The sequence below is a fragment of the Pseudomonas sp. BNK-30 genome, assembly GCF_047456185.1.
Classification (GTDB): Bacteria; Pseudomonadota; Gammaproteobacteria; order Pseudomonadales; family Pseudomonadaceae; genus Aquipseudomonas; species Aquipseudomonas putida_E.
The window spans coordinates 4,870,371-4,886,806 of the sequence record NZ_CP179904.1; the positions used below are offsets into that span (position 1 = coordinate 4,870,371).

16 protein-coding genes are annotated in these 16,436 nt (G+C 61.6%); 7 read left to right on the forward strand and 9 right to left on the reverse strand.

Annotated elements, in window-relative coordinates:
- Positions 1-109 precede the first annotated feature (109 nt).
- The 6 genes from ACMGGN_RS22605 (at position 110) to ACMGGN_RS22630 (ending at position 5,529) form a co-directional block, all read left to right on the forward strand.
- A complete protein-coding gene (locus ACMGGN_RS22605) occupies positions 110-931 on the forward strand; it encodes a BON domain-containing protein (protein ID WP_125924268.1) in 822 nt (273 codons plus the stop codon).
- A gap of 177 nt (positions 932-1,108) precedes the next feature.
- Entirely contained in the window at positions 1,109-1,393 is a 285-nt protein-coding gene (locus ACMGGN_RS22610; RefSeq protein WP_046786730.1) for a hypothetical protein, read from the forward strand.
- 56 nt (positions 1,394-1,449) lie between these two features.
- On the forward strand, positions 1,450-1,611 hold the full coding sequence (locus ACMGGN_RS22615; RefSeq protein ID WP_003252966.1) for a DUF1328 domain-containing protein: 162 nt from the start codon (positions 1,450-1,452) through the stop codon (positions 1,609-1,611).
- Positions 1,612-1,613: 2 nt separating this feature from the next.
- On the forward strand, positions 1,614-2,084 hold the full coding sequence (locus tag ACMGGN_RS22620) for an inhibitor of vertebrate lysozyme family protein (RefSeq protein WP_046786729.1): 471 nt from the start codon (positions 1,614-1,616) through the stop codon (positions 2,082-2,084).
- A gap of 734 nt (positions 2,085-2,818) precedes the next feature.
- The gene (gltP, locus tag ACMGGN_RS22625) at positions 2,819-4,147 is read left to right on the forward strand and encodes a glutamate/aspartate:proton symporter GltP (protein WP_046786728.1); all 1,329 of its coding nucleotides are present in this window, start codon (positions 2,819-2,821) and stop codon (positions 4,145-4,147) included.
- A 152-nt stretch (positions 4,148-4,299) separates the two neighbouring features.
- On the forward strand, positions 4,300-5,529 hold the full coding sequence (locus ACMGGN_RS22630) for a nucleoside recognition domain-containing protein (RefSeq protein WP_012316842.1): 1,230 nt from the start codon (positions 4,300-4,302) through the stop codon (positions 5,527-5,529).
- On the opposite strand, the gene ACMGGN_RS22635 is transcribed toward ACMGGN_RS22630, so the two are convergent.
- From ACMGGN_RS22635 to ACMGGN_RS22675, 9 genes are all read right to left on the reverse strand, one after another.
- The gene (locus tag ACMGGN_RS22635; protein WP_119687971.1) at positions 5,511-6,134 is read right to left on the reverse strand and encodes an ABC-type transport auxiliary lipoprotein family protein; all 624 of its coding nucleotides are present in this window, start codon (positions 6,132-6,134) and stop codon (positions 5,511-5,513) included. The genes ACMGGN_RS22630 and ACMGGN_RS22635 overlap by 19 nt on opposite strands.
- Positions 6,131-7,069, reverse strand: a complete 939-nt coding sequence (locus ACMGGN_RS22640; protein WP_046786725.1) for an MlaD family protein — start codon at positions 7,067-7,069, stop codon at positions 6,131-6,133. Before ACMGGN_RS22640 ends, ACMGGN_RS22635 begins: the two co-directional genes overlap by 4 nt.
- A 3-nt stretch (positions 7,070-7,072) precedes the next feature.
- Complete coding sequence (locus tag ACMGGN_RS22645; RefSeq protein ID WP_115273168.1) at positions 7,073-7,864, reverse strand: ABC transporter ATP-binding protein; 792 nt, start codon at positions 7,862-7,864, stop codon at positions 7,073-7,075.
- On the reverse strand, positions 7,861-8,994 hold the full coding sequence (locus tag ACMGGN_RS22650; protein ID WP_046786723.1) for an ABC transporter permease: 1,134 nt from the start codon (positions 8,992-8,994) through the stop codon (positions 7,861-7,863). Before ACMGGN_RS22650 ends, ACMGGN_RS22645 begins: the two co-directional genes overlap by 4 nt.
- Before the next feature lie 126 nt (positions 8,995-9,120).
- Positions 9,121-10,143 (reverse strand): DUF5924 family protein, encoded by a 1,023-nt coding sequence (locus ACMGGN_RS22655; RefSeq protein ID WP_046786722.1) that lies wholly within the window; start codon positions 10,141-10,143, stop codon positions 9,121-9,123.
- Between the two features lie 90 nt (positions 10,144-10,233).
- The gene (locus ACMGGN_RS22660) at positions 10,234-11,640 is read right to left on the reverse strand and encodes a M16 family metallopeptidase (protein WP_115273167.1); all 1,407 of its coding nucleotides are present in this window, start codon (positions 11,638-11,640) and stop codon (positions 10,234-10,236) included.
- 30 nt (positions 11,641-11,670) lie between these two features.
- Entirely contained in the window at positions 11,671-13,329 is a 1,659-nt protein-coding gene (locus ACMGGN_RS22665; protein ID WP_251962178.1) for a Na/Pi cotransporter family protein, read from the reverse strand.
- 228 nt (positions 13,330-13,557) lie between these two features.
- Positions 13,558-14,328 (reverse strand): TerC family protein, encoded by a 771-nt coding sequence (locus tag ACMGGN_RS22670; RefSeq protein WP_012316834.1) that lies wholly within the window; start codon positions 14,326-14,328, stop codon positions 13,558-13,560.
- Between the two features lie 73 nt (positions 14,329-14,401).
- The gene (locus ACMGGN_RS22675) at positions 14,402-15,709 is read right to left on the reverse strand and encodes a CitMHS family transporter (RefSeq protein ID WP_012316833.1); all 1,308 of its coding nucleotides are present in this window, start codon (positions 15,707-15,709) and stop codon (positions 14,402-14,404) included.
- Between the two features lie 266 nt (positions 15,710-15,975).
- Between ACMGGN_RS22675 and ACMGGN_RS22680 the strand changes: the two genes are divergently transcribed.
- The gene (locus ACMGGN_RS22680; protein ID WP_046786718.1) at positions 15,976-16,377 is read left to right on the forward strand and encodes a GFA family protein; all 402 of its coding nucleotides are present in this window, start codon (positions 15,976-15,978) and stop codon (positions 16,375-16,377) included.
- Positions 16,378-16,436: the final 59 nt, after the last annotated feature.

Genomic DNA, 16,436 nt, shown 5'->3' on the forward strand with positions numbered 1-16,436 from the left:
GGCCAAAGAATGCCGTGAACCCGCGATATCTCAATGATTGCCTTAGAGCATTGAGGTGGCACATTGGTTGCGATGATTTGTGGATTTAGCCTACAGAAGGAGTGCGGTCATGCCTTTTACCACTCGAACGGCTGTGTTGACGGCCAGCCTGTTATCCATTTGCACCCCAGCGTTTGCCGACCCGGTTCAGGATGCCCGGCTGGAGGGCTCCCTACAGACTGCGCTGGCACTCAACCGCATGCTCAACCCGTTTCGCATTGAGGTCGAGGTGGATGGCCAGCGGGCACGCCTGACGGGTGAGGTCGAGAATGAGGTTGAGCGCCAGCTGGCCGAACACGTCGCACAGGCGACTCGAGGCATCGAGCAGGTCGATAACCAGTTGCAGGTCAACGCCGGGCTGGTCGAGCGCCCGCTCGAATTGCGGGCTTACGCTCAGCGTCTTGAGGATGCAACCCTGGCTGCCGTCATTCGTGCCCGTCTGCTGTGGAGCCGTACGACGCAGAAGGCGCCTATCGAGGTACAGAGCAGTGAAGGTGTGATCACCCTGCGCGGCAAGGTCGACAGCGCTGAAGCCAAGGAACTGGCTGGGGTGGTGGCGCGGACCACTGACGGTGTGTACCTGGTCAACAACCTGGTCAGTCTGGATTCCGCAGCCATGGCCCAGGCTCGCGAAACGCCGGTGGGCGTGTCTACCGGGCCGCAGCCAAGTGACAGTTGGGTGATCGACAAGATCCAGAACAGCTTCCGCTTCAGCCGCAACCTTGATGGCCTGAACATCAAGGTGGCCAGTGAGGGCGGCATGGTGCGGCTGTCGGGTGAGGTAGTCAGCAGCGAGCAGAAAACCATCGCCGTTGAGATCGCGCGGCAAATCATTGGCGTACGTGGGGTGGATGCCGATCTGCTCAAGGTGGCGACCAAGGTTGAAGGATGAATCGTGCAATACGCACGACGCCAAGACGGGCATCGTGCAGGATACGTCCTCAGGCCCAATAATGTGTTTGCGTAACTATTTGATTTATAAGGATTTATTAGAAATAGAGCCGCTGGCACGCAGGCTGCAGTTACCTGTTCAGGTTTGAATAGAAAAATTACAGCAGGAGAAGCCGGCATGAACCGCCAATCCGTCAACCGTTCGCAGATCGCCGCACTGCCACTGCGCCAGTTCCTGATACTGGGGATGGCGTTGCTGCTGGCTTTGGCCGCAGGCCTTTTTTACTACAGCTGGCAGACCGCGCGACTCACTGAGCAGGTTGCGGCGCAGACTGCGCTACTGGCGCAGATCCAGGCGACACGTGCCAACACATTGGTGAGGGCAGCGCAAAAGCTGCCTTCGGCCAACACCTCGCCGGCCACAGTCGAAAAAGTCGTGCCCCAGCAACGCTGGGTGTTCTAAGGCGCTGCGGTTTCGACACCGACCGGATCGATTTCAAAAAAGAAAGGAGAAGCATCATGCTGAGTTGGGCTATCACTTTCCTCATCATCGCCATTGTCGCCGCCGTACTCGGCTTCGGTGGTATCGCCGGCGCTGCCACGGGTATCGCGAAGATCCTGTTCATTGTCTTCCTGGTCCTGTTCGTAGCCTCCTTCTTCTTTGGACGTGGTCGAGGTTGACGATGAGCAGGAAGCTTTGCAACGCCGTAGCTGCCGCTCTGCTGTTGGGTGGTAGCGCAGCGGCGATGGCGGCCAATGATGGCCAGGTCAGCGCCGACAAGTTGCTCGGCTCTGACCCTGAGTACCGGGAGACCTGGCAGGACGCGATCAAAGGCGAGGAACGCCTGCCCGACTGGGTGATCAACCTGACGGGCAGTGCACAGCAGCAGATGTCCGCGGTGACCGAGGATGGTGACAAATATCTGGTCGGACCGCTGTGTGAATCCAAGGACAACTGCACCTACAAACGCCTGATCGTAGCGTTCAGCTGGGACAAGGACGATGCCTACGGGATGCTGGTGGAGGTACCCGAGGGCCTGCCGAGTGACAAGGCCCCAACCCGCCATGCGCAGTATCGTTGGCTGGGTGAGCCGGATGAAGGCATGCAGGCGATGCTGAAGGAGCAGCTCAAGCGTGACCCGAACTGGTACTGAGTGTCAGGGACGATTGGTCGCGCACTGTCACGTAATAGAAGTGGAACCTTTCTATAGTTCTCGCTTCTATGATGCGCTGCCCCGAGGAGGGGCCGCACATGACCAAGGGGCCGGGCTGTTCTGATTGTTGCAGGATCGGAGTGGCCTAGGGGTACAGGGAGTGCCTCCAGCAATGGGCCGGGTCAGGCAAGGCAAAATCGGAGGTTCAGGTCAGCAGTGAGTTTTCCCACATAGAGCTGGCCTGACTTCCGAGATGCCATCTTCATTTCAACATCTCCCTTTCAGCTTTTTCCTGCTGAGACACATTTTGTCTTGACCGCACATCAATTTTTTTTCGCTCAACGCTGCCGTTGTCAGGTGTCATTTCGGCCATTCGGATTGTCGAACAGGCCATCAATGTCCTCTTTTGCGTACTGCCAAATCAGCCGAGATCTGGCGGTTTGGTCGTGTTCGGGTTTCCGAACGTTATAAATCAATGACTTGCGAATGCCTCATTTTGACGCATTGCTGTATGTCGAATCGGCATGGGGTATGCGCTTCCGGCATTAGATTTCGTCCTTGCCCATCGCAATAGTTGCCGCCTTTTCGCTGGCCCGAGCGCCCTGTCGCTCGCTTGCGGTGTCCTTACATGAGGCCTCCGGACGGAAGCTGTACGATGCCCGTGACGTTGCCAACGGCTCTGTTACGTGCTTTTCCGGTCGGTGCCCGTGATCACTAGAACAAAGGGTAAAGACATGAAGAAGGCAAAATTGAGCCTCGCCTGGCAGATCGTCATCGGTCTGGTCCTGGGCGTTGCAATCGGCGCGCTACTGAATCATTTCAGTGCAGAAAAGGCATGGTGGATCAGCAACGTTCTCCAGCCCGCCGGTGACATCTTCATTCGCCTGATCAAGATGATCGTCGTCCCGATCGTGATTTCGTCGCTGATCGTGGGCATCGCCGGGGTTGGCGACGCGAAGAAACTGGGCAGCATCGGCCTGAAGACCATCATCTACTTCGAGGTGGTGACAACCATCGCCATCGTTGTCGGCCTGGTGCTGGCAAACCTGTTCCACCCGGGCGCCGGCATCGACATGAGCACCCTGGGCACCGTCGACATCTCCAAGTACCAGGCGACCGCCGCCGAGGTGCAGCATGAGCATGCGTTCATCGAGACCCTGCTGAACCTGATCCCGTCGAACATCTTCGCGGCGCTGATGCGTGGCGAGATGCTGCCGATCATCTTCTTCTCGGTGCTGTTCGGCCTGGGCTTGTCGAGCCTGCAGGCAGACCTGCGCGAGCCGCTGGTGCGTACCTTCCAGGGCGTGTCGGAGACCATGTTCAAGGTCACCCACATGATCATGAACTACGCCCCGATCGGCGTATTCGCCCTGATCGCCGTGACGGTCGCCAACTTCGGCTTCAGCTCGCTGCTGCCGCTGGCCAAGCTGGTGCTGCTGGTGTACTTCGCCATCGCCTTCTTCGCCTTCATGGTGCTGGGCCTTGTCGCACGCATCTTTGGCTTCTCGGTAATCAAGATCATGCGCATCATGAAAGATGAGCTGATCCTGGCCTACTCCACGTCCAGCTCCGAAACCGTGCTGCCGCGTGTCATCGAGAAGATGGAAAAGTACGGTGCGCCGAAGTCGATCTGCTCGTTCGTGGTACCGACCGGTTACTCGTTCAACCTCGACGGCTCGACCCTGTACCAGAGCATCGCGGCGATCTTCATCGCCCAGCTGTACGGCATTGACCTGTCCTGGAGCCAGCAATTGCTGCTGGTGCTGACCCTGATGGTGACCTCCAAGGGTATTGCCGGTGTGCCGGGCGTATCGTTCGTGGTCCTGCTGGCAACCTTGGGCAGCGTAGGCATCCCGCTGGAAGGCCTGGCCTTCATCGCAGGTGTCGACCGCATCATGGACATGGCGCGTACCGCTCTGAACGTGGTCGGCAATGCCTTGGCTGCCCTGGTGATCGCTCGTTGGGAAGGCATGTACGACGCCGCCAAGGGCGAGCAATACTACGCCTCGCTGATTGCGGACAAGAAGGAAGCGGCGCTGGTTGGCGAGACCGCCAAGCGCTGAACCTGACGCGTTGAACATTGAGCCCCGATTCATTCGGGGCTTTTTGCTGTCTGTAAGGGCCACATCGCCGGCGAACCGGCGATGTGGCCAGCGCAGGCTAAAGCAGCCGTTGGTGCGTTATCATTCAGGCACTTTTCAGGGGGAACACACGGATGCTCAACGGCCTTTGGCTTGGCTTTTTCCTGGTGGCGGCCGTATCGGCCCTGGCCCAATGGCTGGTGGGCGGCAACGCCGGCATTTTCGCCGCGATGGTCGAGAGCATCTTCGCCATGGCCAAGCTGTCGGTCGAAGTCATGATCCTGCTGTTCGGCACCCTTACCCTCTGGCTGGGGTTTCTCAAGATTGCGGAAAAGGCCGGTATCGTGGAATGGCTGGCCAAAGTGCTCGGCCCGCTGTTCGCCCGGCTGATGCCGCAAGTGCCACCCGGCCACCCGGCACTGGGCCTGATCACCATGAACTTTGCTGCCAACGGCCTGGGCCTGGACAACGCCGCTACGCCGATCGGCCTGAAAGCCATGCGCGCCCTGCAGGAGCTCAACCCCAGCAGCACCACCGCGAGCAACGCGCAAATCCTGTTTCTGGTGCTCAATGCCTCATCGCTGACCCTGCTGCCGGTCACCATCTTTATGTACCGCGCCCAGCAAGGCGCTACTGACCCGACCCTGGTGTTCCTGCCGATCCTGCTGGCGACCAGCGTTTCGACCCTGGTCGGTCTGCTGTCGGTGGCGGTGATGCAGCGCTTGCGCCTGTGGGACCCGGTGGTGCTGGCCTACATGATCCCGGGTGCTCTGTTGCTGGGCGGCTTCATGGCCTTCCTCGGTACCCTGTCGGCTGCTGCGCTGGCCAGCCTGTCGTCTGTCCTGGGCAACCTCACGCTGTTTGGTGTGATCATGCTGTTCCTGGTGATCGGTGCGCTGAAGCGGGTGAAGGTGTATGAGGCCTTTGTCGAAGGCGCCAAGGAAGGGTTCGACGTGGCCAAGAGCCTGCTGCCCTACCTGGTGGCCATGCTGGTAGCCGTTGGTGTGCTGCGCGCCTCCGGGGCCCTTGAGCTGGCCTTGGATGGCATTCGTCACGCGGTGAGTTGGATGGGTATGGACACTCGCTTCGTCGAGGGCCTGCCGACCGCATTGGTCAAGCCGTTCTCCGGCAGTGCGGCGCGGGCGATGCTGATCGAGACCATGCAGACCCACGGCGTGGACAGCTTCCCGGCACTGGTAGCCGCTACCGTTCAGGGCAGCACCGAAACCACGTTCTACGTGCTGGCGGTGTATTTCGGTGCTGTCGGCATCCAGCGCGTGCGCCATGCCGTAGGTTGCGCCTTGCTGGCCGAACTGTCCGGTGTCATTGCGGCCATCCTGGTCTGCTATTGGTTCTTTGCCTGAGCCTGAGCGCTTTGCGCGACGGTCCAGTTCACCACCTGCGCGGCGAGTTGATCGTTGGCCATGCCGAAGCCGGCCACCACGGCCGAAACCTGCGTATCTGCCAGCAGCTGACGCACCTCGAAACGCTTGCTGGCAAGGATTCGCTGGCTGCGCCCGTGAACCAGACGCGCGTCATAGCGGATCACCACCTCCACCGTACCGGTTGGCCGGTACTCGCTCTGAAATGCCTGCAGTTCACCGGCCAGTTCATAGTCGGCCTGCAGGTTGCTGTCGTCGGCGCTCAGACGCTGTACACGCCCGTCGCGCTGGAAGCCATCGAGCAGGCGGTTGCGTAACAGCAACGGCACCGGGTCGCTCCAGCGGGCGCCTTTGTAGCTGCTGACCACATCGCCCTTGGGGATCACAGCGATGCGTGGCCCGGCCAGCACTTCGCTTGCCAGCGGCTTGTTCAAGCGTAACGACCATGGCACCGGGGTCGCGCTGTGGCTGGCCTGGTTGACCGGCAGCCGGTAGATATCCACAGGCTCGCTCTGGGGCAGGATCGAGCAGGCGGCAGACAGGCTCAGCGCGGCCGTCAGGGCCAGCAGGCGCAGCGACAGCTTCATGGCTGGAACTCCTTGTTGTTGTCGCGGCCAAGCAGGTAGCCGCTCGGGTCGGCTTCCAGGCGTCGGGAAATGCCCTTGAGTGAGTTGAGGGTTTCACGCAGTTCGCGGATGGCCGGTGTCAGCTGGTTGAGGCCTTGCGCGCCGTCGTCGATGGACTGGCGGTTATCATTGAGCAGGCTGTTGATGGTCGCAGTGCTGGCGGCCAGCGATTGCATGGCCTGCTCGGCGCTGCCGATGGCCTGTTTGCCCTGGGTGCCGAGCAGGCTGTTGGCATTGCGCATCAGCGCTTGGGTTTCGGCCAGCGTGGCGTTGGCCTGTTTGCCGACCTGGGCCAGCTGTTCTATGGCCTGGGAAATGCCGCCTTTGTGGTTGGCGAACGCACTGGTGGTCTGTTCCAGATTGGCCAGGGTGTTGCTCAGGCGGTCGATATTGTTTTCCGAGAACATCTGGTTCGCATTGTGCAGCAGCAGGTTGATGTTGGTGACCAGGTCGCTGCTGTCATTGAGTAGCTGCGAGATGGGGGAGGGCGAGGCGATTATCACGGGTAACTTGCCGTCTTTGCCCTTGAGCTCTGGGCTTTTCGGAGTGCCGCCGCTGAGCTGGATGAACGAGTTGCCGGTGACGCCGGCGAGGGTCAGTTTCGCCTGGGTGTCTTCCTTGACCGGGGTATCGCCGCTCAGGCGAACCCGGGCCAGCACCCGGCGCGGGTCCTTGGGGTCCAGGCGCAGGCTGGTCACGTCACCGACCTTGATGCCGTTGTATTGCACGGGGCTGCCGCGGGACAGCCCGGAGACGGCTTCGTTGAAGATCACTTCGTAGTCCTTGAAGGCGTCGTCGACGCTGGACTTGGTCAGCCACAGGCCAAACAGCATGGCACCGGCCACCACCAGCACGGTGACCAGGCCGATGAGGACGTGATGAGCTCGGGTTTCCATCGTTCAGCGCTCCTGCCCGGCACGGTTGGCGGCCTGTTCAGCCGCCCGTCCGCGTGGGCCGTGAAAGTAATCGTGAATCCACGGGTCGTCGGTCTGTTCGACTTGGGCCAGCGGGCCTGCCACCAGCACCTTCTTCTGCGACAGTACCGCGATGCGGTCAGTGATGGTGTAGAGCGTGTCCAGATCGTGGGTGATGAGGAACACGCTCAGGCCCAGGGCGTCGCGCAGGGTGAGGATCAGTTGGTCGAAGGCGGCGGCGCCGATCGGGTCGAGGCCGGCAGTGGGTTCGTCAAGGAACAGGATGTCCGGGTCCAGGGCCAGTGCGCGGGCAAGTGCGGCGCGCTTGATCATGCCGCCAGACAGTGAAGAGGGGTATTTGTCTGCGGCCGAAATCGGCAGGCCGGCCAAGGCCAGCTTCACCCCGGCCAGGTGTTCTGCATCGGCGCGCGACAGGCCTGCATGCTCGATCAGTGGCAATGCGACGTTCTCGGTGACGGTCAGCGAGGAGAACAGCGCACCCTTCTGGAACAACACGCCAAAGCGCCGTTCGACCAATGAGCGTTGCTCTTCATGCAGGCCGGCCAGGTTCTGGCCAAACACTTTGATCTGGCCTTCATTCGGCAGCCGTAGCCCTATGATGCTGCGTAACAGCACCGACTTGCCGCTGCCCGAACCGCCAACCACGGCCAGGATTTCACCGCGGTAAAGGTCCAGATCGAGGTTTTCGTGCACGCTCTGGCTGCCGAAGCGGTTGCAGATGCCCCGCGCCTGGATCACTGCTTCCGGGGTACTCACCAGCCCATCTCCATGCAGAACAGCGCAGCCACTGCGTCGAGCACGATGACCACGAAGATCGACTGAACCACGCTGGAGGTGGTATGGGCGCCTACCGACTCAGCGCTGCCGCTGACCTTGAAGCCTTCCAGGCAGCCAATGGCCGCGATCAGGAAAGCGAAGAAAGGTGCCTTGGCCAGGCCGACGAGAAAGTGCTGCACGCCAATATCGCTTTGCAGCAGCGAGAGAAACATGGCCGGCGAAATATCCAGTGAAAGCGCGCACACCACAGCACCGCCGACGATGCCGCAGATCATCGCGACGAAGGTCAGCAGCGGCAGCGAGATCAGCAGTGCCAGCACCCGGGGTACGACCAGCAGTTCGATCGGGTTCAGGCCCAGGGTACGGATGGCGTCGATCTCCTCGTTGGCCTTCATCGAGCCGATCTGGGCAGTAAAGGCACTGGCTGTGCGGCCGGCCATCAGGATGGCAGTCAGCAACACGGCGAATTCGCGCAGGAACGAGAACGCCACCAGGTCGACGGTGAATACGGTTGCGCCGAAATCGGCCAGCACGGTCGCCCCGAGGAAGGCGACCACCGCGCCCACCAGAAACGTCAGCAACGCGACGATAGGCGCGGCGTCCAGACCTGTCTGCTCGATATGCGAGACAACCGGGGTGAGCCGCCAGCGATGCGGTTGCAAGGCCCGGCGCAGCAGGGTTTCCAGGATCAGGCCGATGAAGCCGAGCAACTGCAGGGTGTCTTGCCACAACGTATTGACCGCGCGGCCGATGCGCTCCAGCAGCAGGAGCAGCACAGGGCGCTCGGGTTCCTTTACCGGGATGCAGTAGTCCTGAACCGAGCAGTAGACGTTCTTGAGCAGGGCGCGGCTGGCAGCGGGCAGCTGTTGAGTGCAGTGCGACAGGCGCTCAGAGCCCAGCAGCTCAGCCAGTAGCGAGGCACCGGCGGTATCGAGCTGGCCCAGTTGGCTGAGATCGGCTACGGCGTCCGCGCCGTATTGGGTGCGCAGGTGTTCGCTGTCGCGCTTGAGGCTGGCGTAGTGGGCCAGGGTCCAGTCACCGGCAATGCGCAGGCAGGCCGGTTGGCTGCTGGTGTCCAGAGTGGCGCTGGGGGTGGTCATAGGCTCCATGCATCTGACAGGCGTAGAGGCTGATCATAGCGCAGCAGGCATGGCGGGGTTTGTTGAAATGTGCTGAGTGCTGTTGGGGCCGCGTTGCGGCCCAATCGCCGGCAAGCCGGCCCCCCACAGGAGCGCTTACTTCGCCGGCGCGTCGTCTACCACCTTGAAGCGCAGTACACCGATCACTTGGCCATCTTCGGTCAGCACGCGCACCTGCCATTTACCTGCGGGGTTTGGCGGGAAGTTCTGCTTGTGGGTCCACGCACGGTAGCCTTCCTTGCGCCCGCCATGGATATCCAGGGCGATACGGTCCACTTCCTTGCCGTCCTTCTGCCACACATGGTAGATGCGCTCGTTGAGGCCGCGCGGTGCGTTGATGGCGGTGTAGGCATACAGGCCGCTGCTGCGAATGCGGCTGGCGGCAACTTCATCCAGCGATTCGCCGGGCTGGCGGTTCAATACCTCAGTGCTGACCGCCACTTCGGTCATCCACAGGGTGGCCGGTGGGACCCACGAGCGCAGTAACCAACCGCCCCCGCCGACCGCCAGGGTCACCAGTACCAGCGCCACGCCGCGCCGCCAGGTGTTGATCGGGAAACTGCTGGCCAGGCTCGGGAACGACAGCACCATGGCTGCAACCAGTGCCAGCTTGAAGCTTTGCGCGGTGGTCAGGTGCAGGATGATCGGCAGGGCCGTCAACAGCGCGGCGAACAGGGTGAGGGTGTGCAGCGCCATGAACAGCCAGCGCCGCGGTGCCAGCCACTTGTAGTACAGCGGGTCGATGATCGAGACCAGCCCGGCGGCACCGAGCAGGCCGGTGAATACCAGTTGGCCACTGTTCCAGGTGGTGGTGATGAAAAAGAACGGCAGTACGAAGAACAGGCTTTCCTGGTGGATCATCTGCGTCGCGTAGCGCAGCAGCGGCTGAGGAATTTCCCGTTTGAAGGTACGGGCGAACAGGCCTGTCAGGGTGTTCTCCAGCATCAGCCAGATCCAGCTCACCAGCATGAGAATGGCGACCCAGCTGGCCAGGCTGGCCTGGCGGTCGACCAGAATGAAGCTGCCGATACCGGAGAGGAAACCGCCGAGCGCGATGATGCCGGGGTAGCGTTTGAGCAGTTCGATGACGCGCTGGACGATATGGGGAATAGGGGGCATGGGTATACAACAGAGTGATAGGGTGACTGTGCCGCGCCGTCGCGGGTAAACCCGCGAAGAGGCCGGTACTGGCGAAAGGATACCGCCGAATCACCGCTGCCGTGTAGCACCGCTCGGTGGTTGGGGTGAAGTACGCCGGCGACGTAGCAGCCCGGCAGCCAGGATCACCCCCAGTAGCAGCGCAATCAGCCCATACAGCTCGTCATACCCAAGCAACGGCTTCTCGATGCGCAGATAACCCTCATCCTTGAGCAATGCCTTCAGCGCCTCGTTGGCCTGCTCCAGGCTGACCTGTCGCAGCTGCCGGGCCGGGTCGGCAAAGCGCCCGTTGCTGTAGGCGTTGAGTGCCCCCCAGTAATAATCGGCCAGCGCGCTGTTGCCCTGGGTGCTCCAGCTTTCCTTGGCGACGGCGGCCTCCTTGATACGGGCGAATGTATCCGGATCAAGGCCGTCCTCGCGCAAGTGGTCGAACAGTTTCTGCATCACCTTGACCGCCTCGTCGACGTCATCGCGCTCAAGGTCAGCGTTCAGGCTGAGCAGGCCGCTGTCACCAAAGCTTTCGCGTTGTGCCGAAGGCCCATAGGACAGGCCGTTACGCAGGCGCAACTGGTCGTACAGGGCCCAGTCCAGATAGCGTGAGAGCAGGTCGAGGGTCGACTGGTGGTCGTTGTCCAGTACCGGCTCGATGAACAACCAGTGCAGTTTGACGCTGTCGCCCAGAAAACCACGGGTCAGGTCGCGTCGCTGTTCGGCCTGCTGGCTGATGCTTTCCAGGTTGCGCCGCTCCTGCGGCTCGGTGGCGGGCAGCTCGCCGTAGGTGCGCTCCAGGTAGGCCGGCAGCAGCCGATCGAGGCCGCCAACCATGATCAAGGTCATGTTGTTGGCGGCGTACCAGCGATCACGCAGGGCCTGCACCTGCTCCAGCGTCATGCCATCGAGGTTGGAGCGTTCCGGGCATTTGAGGCCCAGTTCGGTTGCCAACTGATCGCTGGCCGGATGACCGATGTCCTGGCGGTCGAGCCAACGTTGCAGGTGGCCGTAGTGGCCGCCGTCTTCACGTTCGATGATGCGCTTGGCCGTGGCCAACGCCTTGGCGTCGATGCGGGTGTCGCGCAGTACCGCCAGCAGCAGGTCGAGCACTTTGCGCTGGTTGCGCGCCGGGGCCTCGATGACGAAGGTGGTGTCGGCGCTGCTGGTGAAGGCATTCCATTCGCCACCCAAAGCCTGCAGGCGCTCTTCCAGGCCGCCCTCACCGGTCTCGTCGATGCCGCTGAACAGCAAGTGCTCGAGCAGGTGCGGCAGCTCTTTCTGCTCGCAGTCGAAGTCGTCCAGGCCCACACCCACCACCAGGCGGATCGCCACATGATCGCGTTCATAGCCGGATTTAAGAATAACCTGCAGACCGTTGGGCAGCAGGTAGCCCTCGACCCGCGAACGATCGAGGGCGAAGGAGTGCAGGCTACAGATCAGCAGGCAAACGAAGGTCAGGCAACGCATGGGCGAGCTTGGGTCTCCAGGTAGGCGAGATCAGGGTAGGCGGGCTTCGTCCGGCACACTGTCGAGCATTAGCCCGCCGGTGTCCGAGCCACCCAGTACCACATAGGCACTGCTGCAGAACAAAGAGTTCAACCGCTTCATGTCAGCGATCAGCTCCAAGTGTAGCGAACTGGTCTCGATACTTTGCACTACCTTGCGTTGCAGGCGGCTGACATGGGCATGGGCCAGGCGTCTTTCCTGGGCACGGAAGCGGCGTTTTTCCCGCAACAGCAAGCGTGCGCTCTCTGGGTCGGCGCTGAGAAATACCGAAAGGCCCAGGCGCAGGTTGGTCAGCAATTGCTCTTGCAGGCCGGCCAGCTCTTGCAGGCCGACCTGGGAAAACTCCCGGCGTTGGCTGGTCTTCTGCTGTTGGACCTTGCGCAGCATGCGTTCGACCAGGTCACAGGCCAGCTTGAGGTTGATCGCCAGTTCGATGATTTCGGCCCAGCGCCTGTTGTCCTGATCGCTGAGGTCTTCCCGGGGCATTTGGGCCAGGTACAGTTTGATGGCGCTGTACAGCGCTTCGGCATCTTCGCCCAGGGCACGGACCTGCTGTGGGAGGGCGGTCTGGGTGCCGCGCAGGGCGTTGAGCATGGCCTCGAGCAGGCTGTCGACGATATCGCCCAGGCGTAACGTTTCGCGGGCAGCATTGGCCAAGGCCAGGCTGGGTGTGGTGAGTGCCGAGGCGTCCAGGTGGCGTGGGCGCACTTGGCCGTTACCGTTCTCGCGCTCCGGCAACAAGCAGTTGCACAGGCGCCCCATGGGCTTGACGGTGGGCAGCAGGACCAGGCAACGCAGCGTGTTGTAGAGCAGGTGGAAGCCGATCACCAGCTCCTGTGGGCTGAAGCTCAGCGAGTCCATCCACGCCACCAGTGGATTGAGCACCGGAATGATCAGCACCAGGCCGATCAGCTTGTACAACAGGCTGCCCAAGGCCACTCGCCGGCCCGCGGCGTTCTGCATGCTGGTGCTGAGAAAGGCCAGCAGCCCGCTGCCGATGTTGGCGCCGACCACCAGGCCGATGGCCACTGGCAGGCTGATCAGTTCAGCGCCGGCCAGGGTGGCGGTCAGCAGCACTGCTGCCAGGCTGGAGTACGAAACCATGGCGAACACTGCGCCAGCCAAAGCATCGAGCAGGATGTCTCCGGTCAATGAGGCGAACAGTACTTTCACACCCTGAGCCTGGGTGATGGGGGTGGCCGCCTGAACGATCAGTTCCAGCGCCAGAATGATCAGACCCAGGCCGATGCCTACCCGGCCCAGCTGGCCCGCGCGCGTTTGCTTGCGCGACAGAAAAAAGATCACACCCAGGAGTATCAGCAACGGCGAGAGCCATGAAAGGTCCAGGGTAAGCACCCTGGCCATCAGTGCAGTGCCGACATCTGCACCGAGCATGATTGCCAAGGCCGGGGTCATGGCCATCAAGCCCTGACCCACGAATGACGTCACCAGCATGGCGGTCGCGTTGCTGCTCTGCACTACGGCCGTGACCAGGATACCGGCGATGAATGCCAATGGCCGCCGGTTCATGTTCTGGCTCAGGACCCGGCGCAGGTTGGAGCCGAACACTCTCAGGATGCCGGTACGGACGATGTGCGTGCCCCATACCAGCAACGCGACGGCGGAAAGCAGGTTGAGCAGGGTCAGCATGGTGTAGCCCCCCTCTTATCCGGGCTCCAAAGGCGGAGCCAATGGGTGAAGCGGTAAGCCTGGCCCGGGGGTGGGTGTTTTTATCCAGTGCTTACTCAAGCTTTAGTTGTTTTGCGGGCCTGTCGCCAGCTTGGCATGCTCGGCCAGTATTTGAAACCTGTCTGTCACGAAACCCAAGGCATGAAAAAGGGCCCTGATGAGGGCCCTCGAATACTGCGTTCGCGGTGCTTACTGACCCGGAATGTCCTTGCGCAATTTAACTGCGTCTTGCTCCTTGCCGCGCTTGCGCGCCATGGCGGTGCGCATGCGGATGTTGATGGCCTCCACCCCCAGGGAGAACGCCATGGCGAAGTAGACGTAGCCCTTGGGCACGTGCACATCGAAAGATTCGGCGATCAGCACGGTACCTACGACGATCAGGAACGAAAGCGCAAGCATCTTCAGCGAAGGGTGCTTGTCGATGAAGTTGCTGATGGCACCGGCGCACAACATCATCACCAGTACTGCAACGATGATTGCTGCGACCATCACCGGCACATGCGAAACCATGCCTACAGCAGTGATCACCGAGTCCAGGGAGAACACGATGTCGATGATGGCGATCTGAATGATGGTGAAGAGGAACGTGCCGCCCTTGCCCTTGGGCTCGTCACCGCTTTCGTCCTCGCCTTCCAGGCCGTGGTAGATCTCCTGCGAGCTTTTCCACAGCAGGAACAGGCCGCCAAAGAACAGAATCAGGTCGCGGCCCGAGATGCCCTGGCCGAATACCACGAACAGGTCGGCAGTCAGGCGCATGACCCAGGTGATCGACAGCAACAGCAAAATGCGGGTGACCATGGCCAGGGCCAGGCCGAAGATTCGGGTGCGCGCCTGCATGTGCTTGGGCATGCGGCTGACCAGAATCGAGATCATGATGATGTTGTCGATACCGAGAACGATCTCAAGCGCAGTGAGGGTGAAAAAGGCAACCCAGATTTCCGGGCTGGTCAGCCATTCCATGTGTATTCCTTCGAACGATAGTGGCGAAGCGCCCCTGCACAGGGCACTTCGCGTTGCGGTGACAGGCGTTTATTTACAGACTGCTGAACAGCGGAAAAATGCCCATCAGCAGTGCGGCGAGCATTATGCACATGCACACCAGTACTGCCCACTTGAGGGTGAAGCGCTGATGATCACCGAATTCGATGCCTGCCAGCGCCACCAGCAGGTAGGTCGAGGGTACCAGCGGGCTCAGCAGGTGTACCGGCTGGCCGACGATCGAAGCGCGGGCCATTTCCACCGGGCTGATGCCGTAGTGGCTGGCCGCTTCGGCCAGCACCGGCAGCACGCCGTAATAGAAGGCGTCATTGGACATGAAGAAGGTGAACGGCATGCTCACGATCGCGGTGATCACCGCCAGGTAAGGGCCCAGCGCTTCGGGAATGACCGCCAGCAAGCTTTTGGACATGGCCTCGACCATGCCGGTGCCCGACAGGATGCCGGTGAAGATACCGGCGGCGAAGATCAGCCCGGTCACGGCGAGTACGCTGCCAGCGTGGGCGGCAATACGGTCCTTCTGCTGCTGAAGGCAAGGGTAGTTGACGATCATGGCGATGCTGAAGGCGATCATGAACAGCACCGGCAGTGGTAGCAGGCCTGCGATCAGTGCAGCCATCAGCGCAGCGGTGAGCGCACCGTTGAACCACAGAAGCTTCGGCCGGCGTGCGTCGGGGAACTGCGACACGGTGATTTCGCTGTGATCGATGTCGTCGGTAGGCAGGTGCAGTTCACCCAGGCGGGCACGCTCACGCTTGCCGTACATGTAGGCGATGGCCAGGATCGCCAGCACGCCAAAGACCATGGCCGGGATCATCGGTACGAAAATGTCCGAAGGGTCTACGTGCAGGGCACTGGCTGCGCGGGCAGTAGGGCCGCCCCATGGGGTCATGTTCATTACCCCACCGGCGAGTATGATCAGGCCGGCCATGATCCGCGGGCTCATGCCCAGGCGGCTGTACAGGGGCAGCATGGCGGCGCAGCAGATCATGTAGGTGGTGGCGCCGTCACCGTCCAGCGAGACCACCAGGGCCAGCACGGCGGTGCCGACCGAGACTTTCAGCGGGTCGCCCTTGACCAGCTTGAGGATCTTGCGCACCGCCGGGTCGAACAGGCCGGAGTCGATCATCAGGGCGAAGTAAAGGATGGCGAACATCAGCATGACGCCGGTGGGCGCGAGCTTGCTGATGCCTTCGAGCATCATCGGGCCGATCTTGGCGGAAAAACCACCGAACAGGGCGAACAGGATCGGTACCAGGATCAGCGCGATCAAGGCCGACAGGCGCTTGGTCATGATCAGGTACATGAAGGTGATGACCATGGCAAAGCCGAGGAAGGTCAGCATGGCAATACTCCAGGCGTGGCGCGGCGAAAGGAAAGTCGATCGGGCGAATCAGCGCGTTGAGCGCTGCGCGGGGAGCAAGCGGGGGGGGACTGCGAAAGGGCGGGCACAGGAATACATCAGAATCACCATTGTTGTTGTTGATTGGGCCGGGCGCGGAAGATTCCGGGTGCCCTGGCTGACCGGTCTTGTGCCGGTAGTGGTGGCTATCCTATGGGGGCAAGCTTTCAGCCAGCTTTCGCCAGGAAAAGGGCGACGGGAGGTAGGAGATGTCTGATGTAACTGAAGGTGGCTGCCATTGCGGCGCCTTGCGCTATTGCTTGAAGGGTGAGTTGACGGATATCGCCCATTGCCATTGCTCGATCTGCAGGCGGGTCAGCGGCGGCCTGCTGGTGACCTGGCTCACCGTGCCTCGCTCCGGTTTCCAATGGGTGGCGGGCAGGCCGCAGTGCTATGTGGCTCCGGCCAGTTGCAAGCGCTACTTCTGCGGTGATTGTGGTGCACATGTGGCGTTGGTGACGTCGCATAGCCCGGGCAGCATCGATGTGACGGTAGCGACGCTGGACCACCCGGAACGGGTGCGGGCCACGCGGCACATTTGGACCGGGAGCCGGTTGCCCTGGCTGCATGTGGATGAAGGTTTGCCTGAAGAGGAAGAGGAAAAACGCTAGCCTCTGGATGGCATTGCCCGCCCTGTCGCCGGTTTGCCGGCGACAGGGCCAGGAGGGCA

Coding starts and splice junctions, on each gene's coding strand:
- ACMGGN_RS22605 (WP_125924268.1), top strand. CDS start 110: ATGCCTTTTACCACTCGAACGGCTGTGTTGACGGCCAGCCTGTTATCC.
- ACMGGN_RS22610 (WP_046786730.1), top strand. CDS start 1,109: ATGAACCGCCAATCCGTCAACCGTTCGCAGATCGCCGCACTGCCACTG.
- ACMGGN_RS22615 (WP_003252966.1), top strand. CDS start 1,450: ATGCTGAGTTGGGCTATCACTTTCCTCATCATCGCCATTGTCGCCGCC.
- ACMGGN_RS22620 (WP_046786729.1), top strand. CDS start 1,614: ATGAGCAGGAAGCTTTGCAACGCCGTAGCTGCCGCTCTGCTGTTGGGT.
- gltP (WP_046786728.1), top strand. CDS start 2,819: ATGAAGAAGGCAAAATTGAGCCTCGCCTGGCAGATCGTCATCGGTCTG.
- ACMGGN_RS22630 (WP_012316842.1), top strand. CDS start 4,300: ATGCTCAACGGCCTTTGGCTTGGCTTTTTCCTGGTGGCGGCCGTATCG.
- ACMGGN_RS22635 (WP_119687971.1), bottom strand. CDS start 6,134: ATGAAGCTGTCGCTGCGCCTGCTGGCCCTGACGGCCGCGCTGAGCCTG.
- ACMGGN_RS22640 (WP_046786725.1), bottom strand. CDS start 7,069: ATGGAAACCCGAGCTCATCACGTCCTCATCGGCCTGGTCACCGTGCTG.
- ACMGGN_RS22650 (WP_046786723.1), bottom strand. CDS start 8,994: ATGGAGCCTATGACCACCCCCAGCGCCACTCTGGACACCAGCAGCCAA.
- ACMGGN_RS22655 (WP_046786722.1), bottom strand. CDS start 10,143: ATGCCCCCTATTCCCCATATCGTCCAGCGCGTCATCGAACTGCTCAAA.
- ACMGGN_RS22660 (WP_115273167.1), bottom strand. CDS start 11,640: ATGCGTTGCCTGACCTTCGTTTGCCTGCTGATCTGTAGCCTGCACTCC.
- ACMGGN_RS22665 (WP_251962178.1), bottom strand. CDS start 13,329: ATGCTGACCCTGCTCAACCTGCTTTCCGCCGTCGCGTTGCTGGTATGG.
- ACMGGN_RS22670 (WP_012316834.1), bottom strand. CDS start 14,328: ATGGAATGGCTGACCAGCCCGGAAATCTGGGTTGCCTTTTTCACCCTC.
- ACMGGN_RS22675 (WP_012316833.1), bottom strand. CDS start 15,709: ATGCTGACCTTCCTCGGCTTTGCCATGGTCATCACCTTCATGTACCTG.
- ACMGGN_RS22680 (WP_046786718.1), top strand. CDS start 15,976: ATGTCTGATGTAACTGAAGGTGGCTGCCATTGCGGCGCCTTGCGCTAT.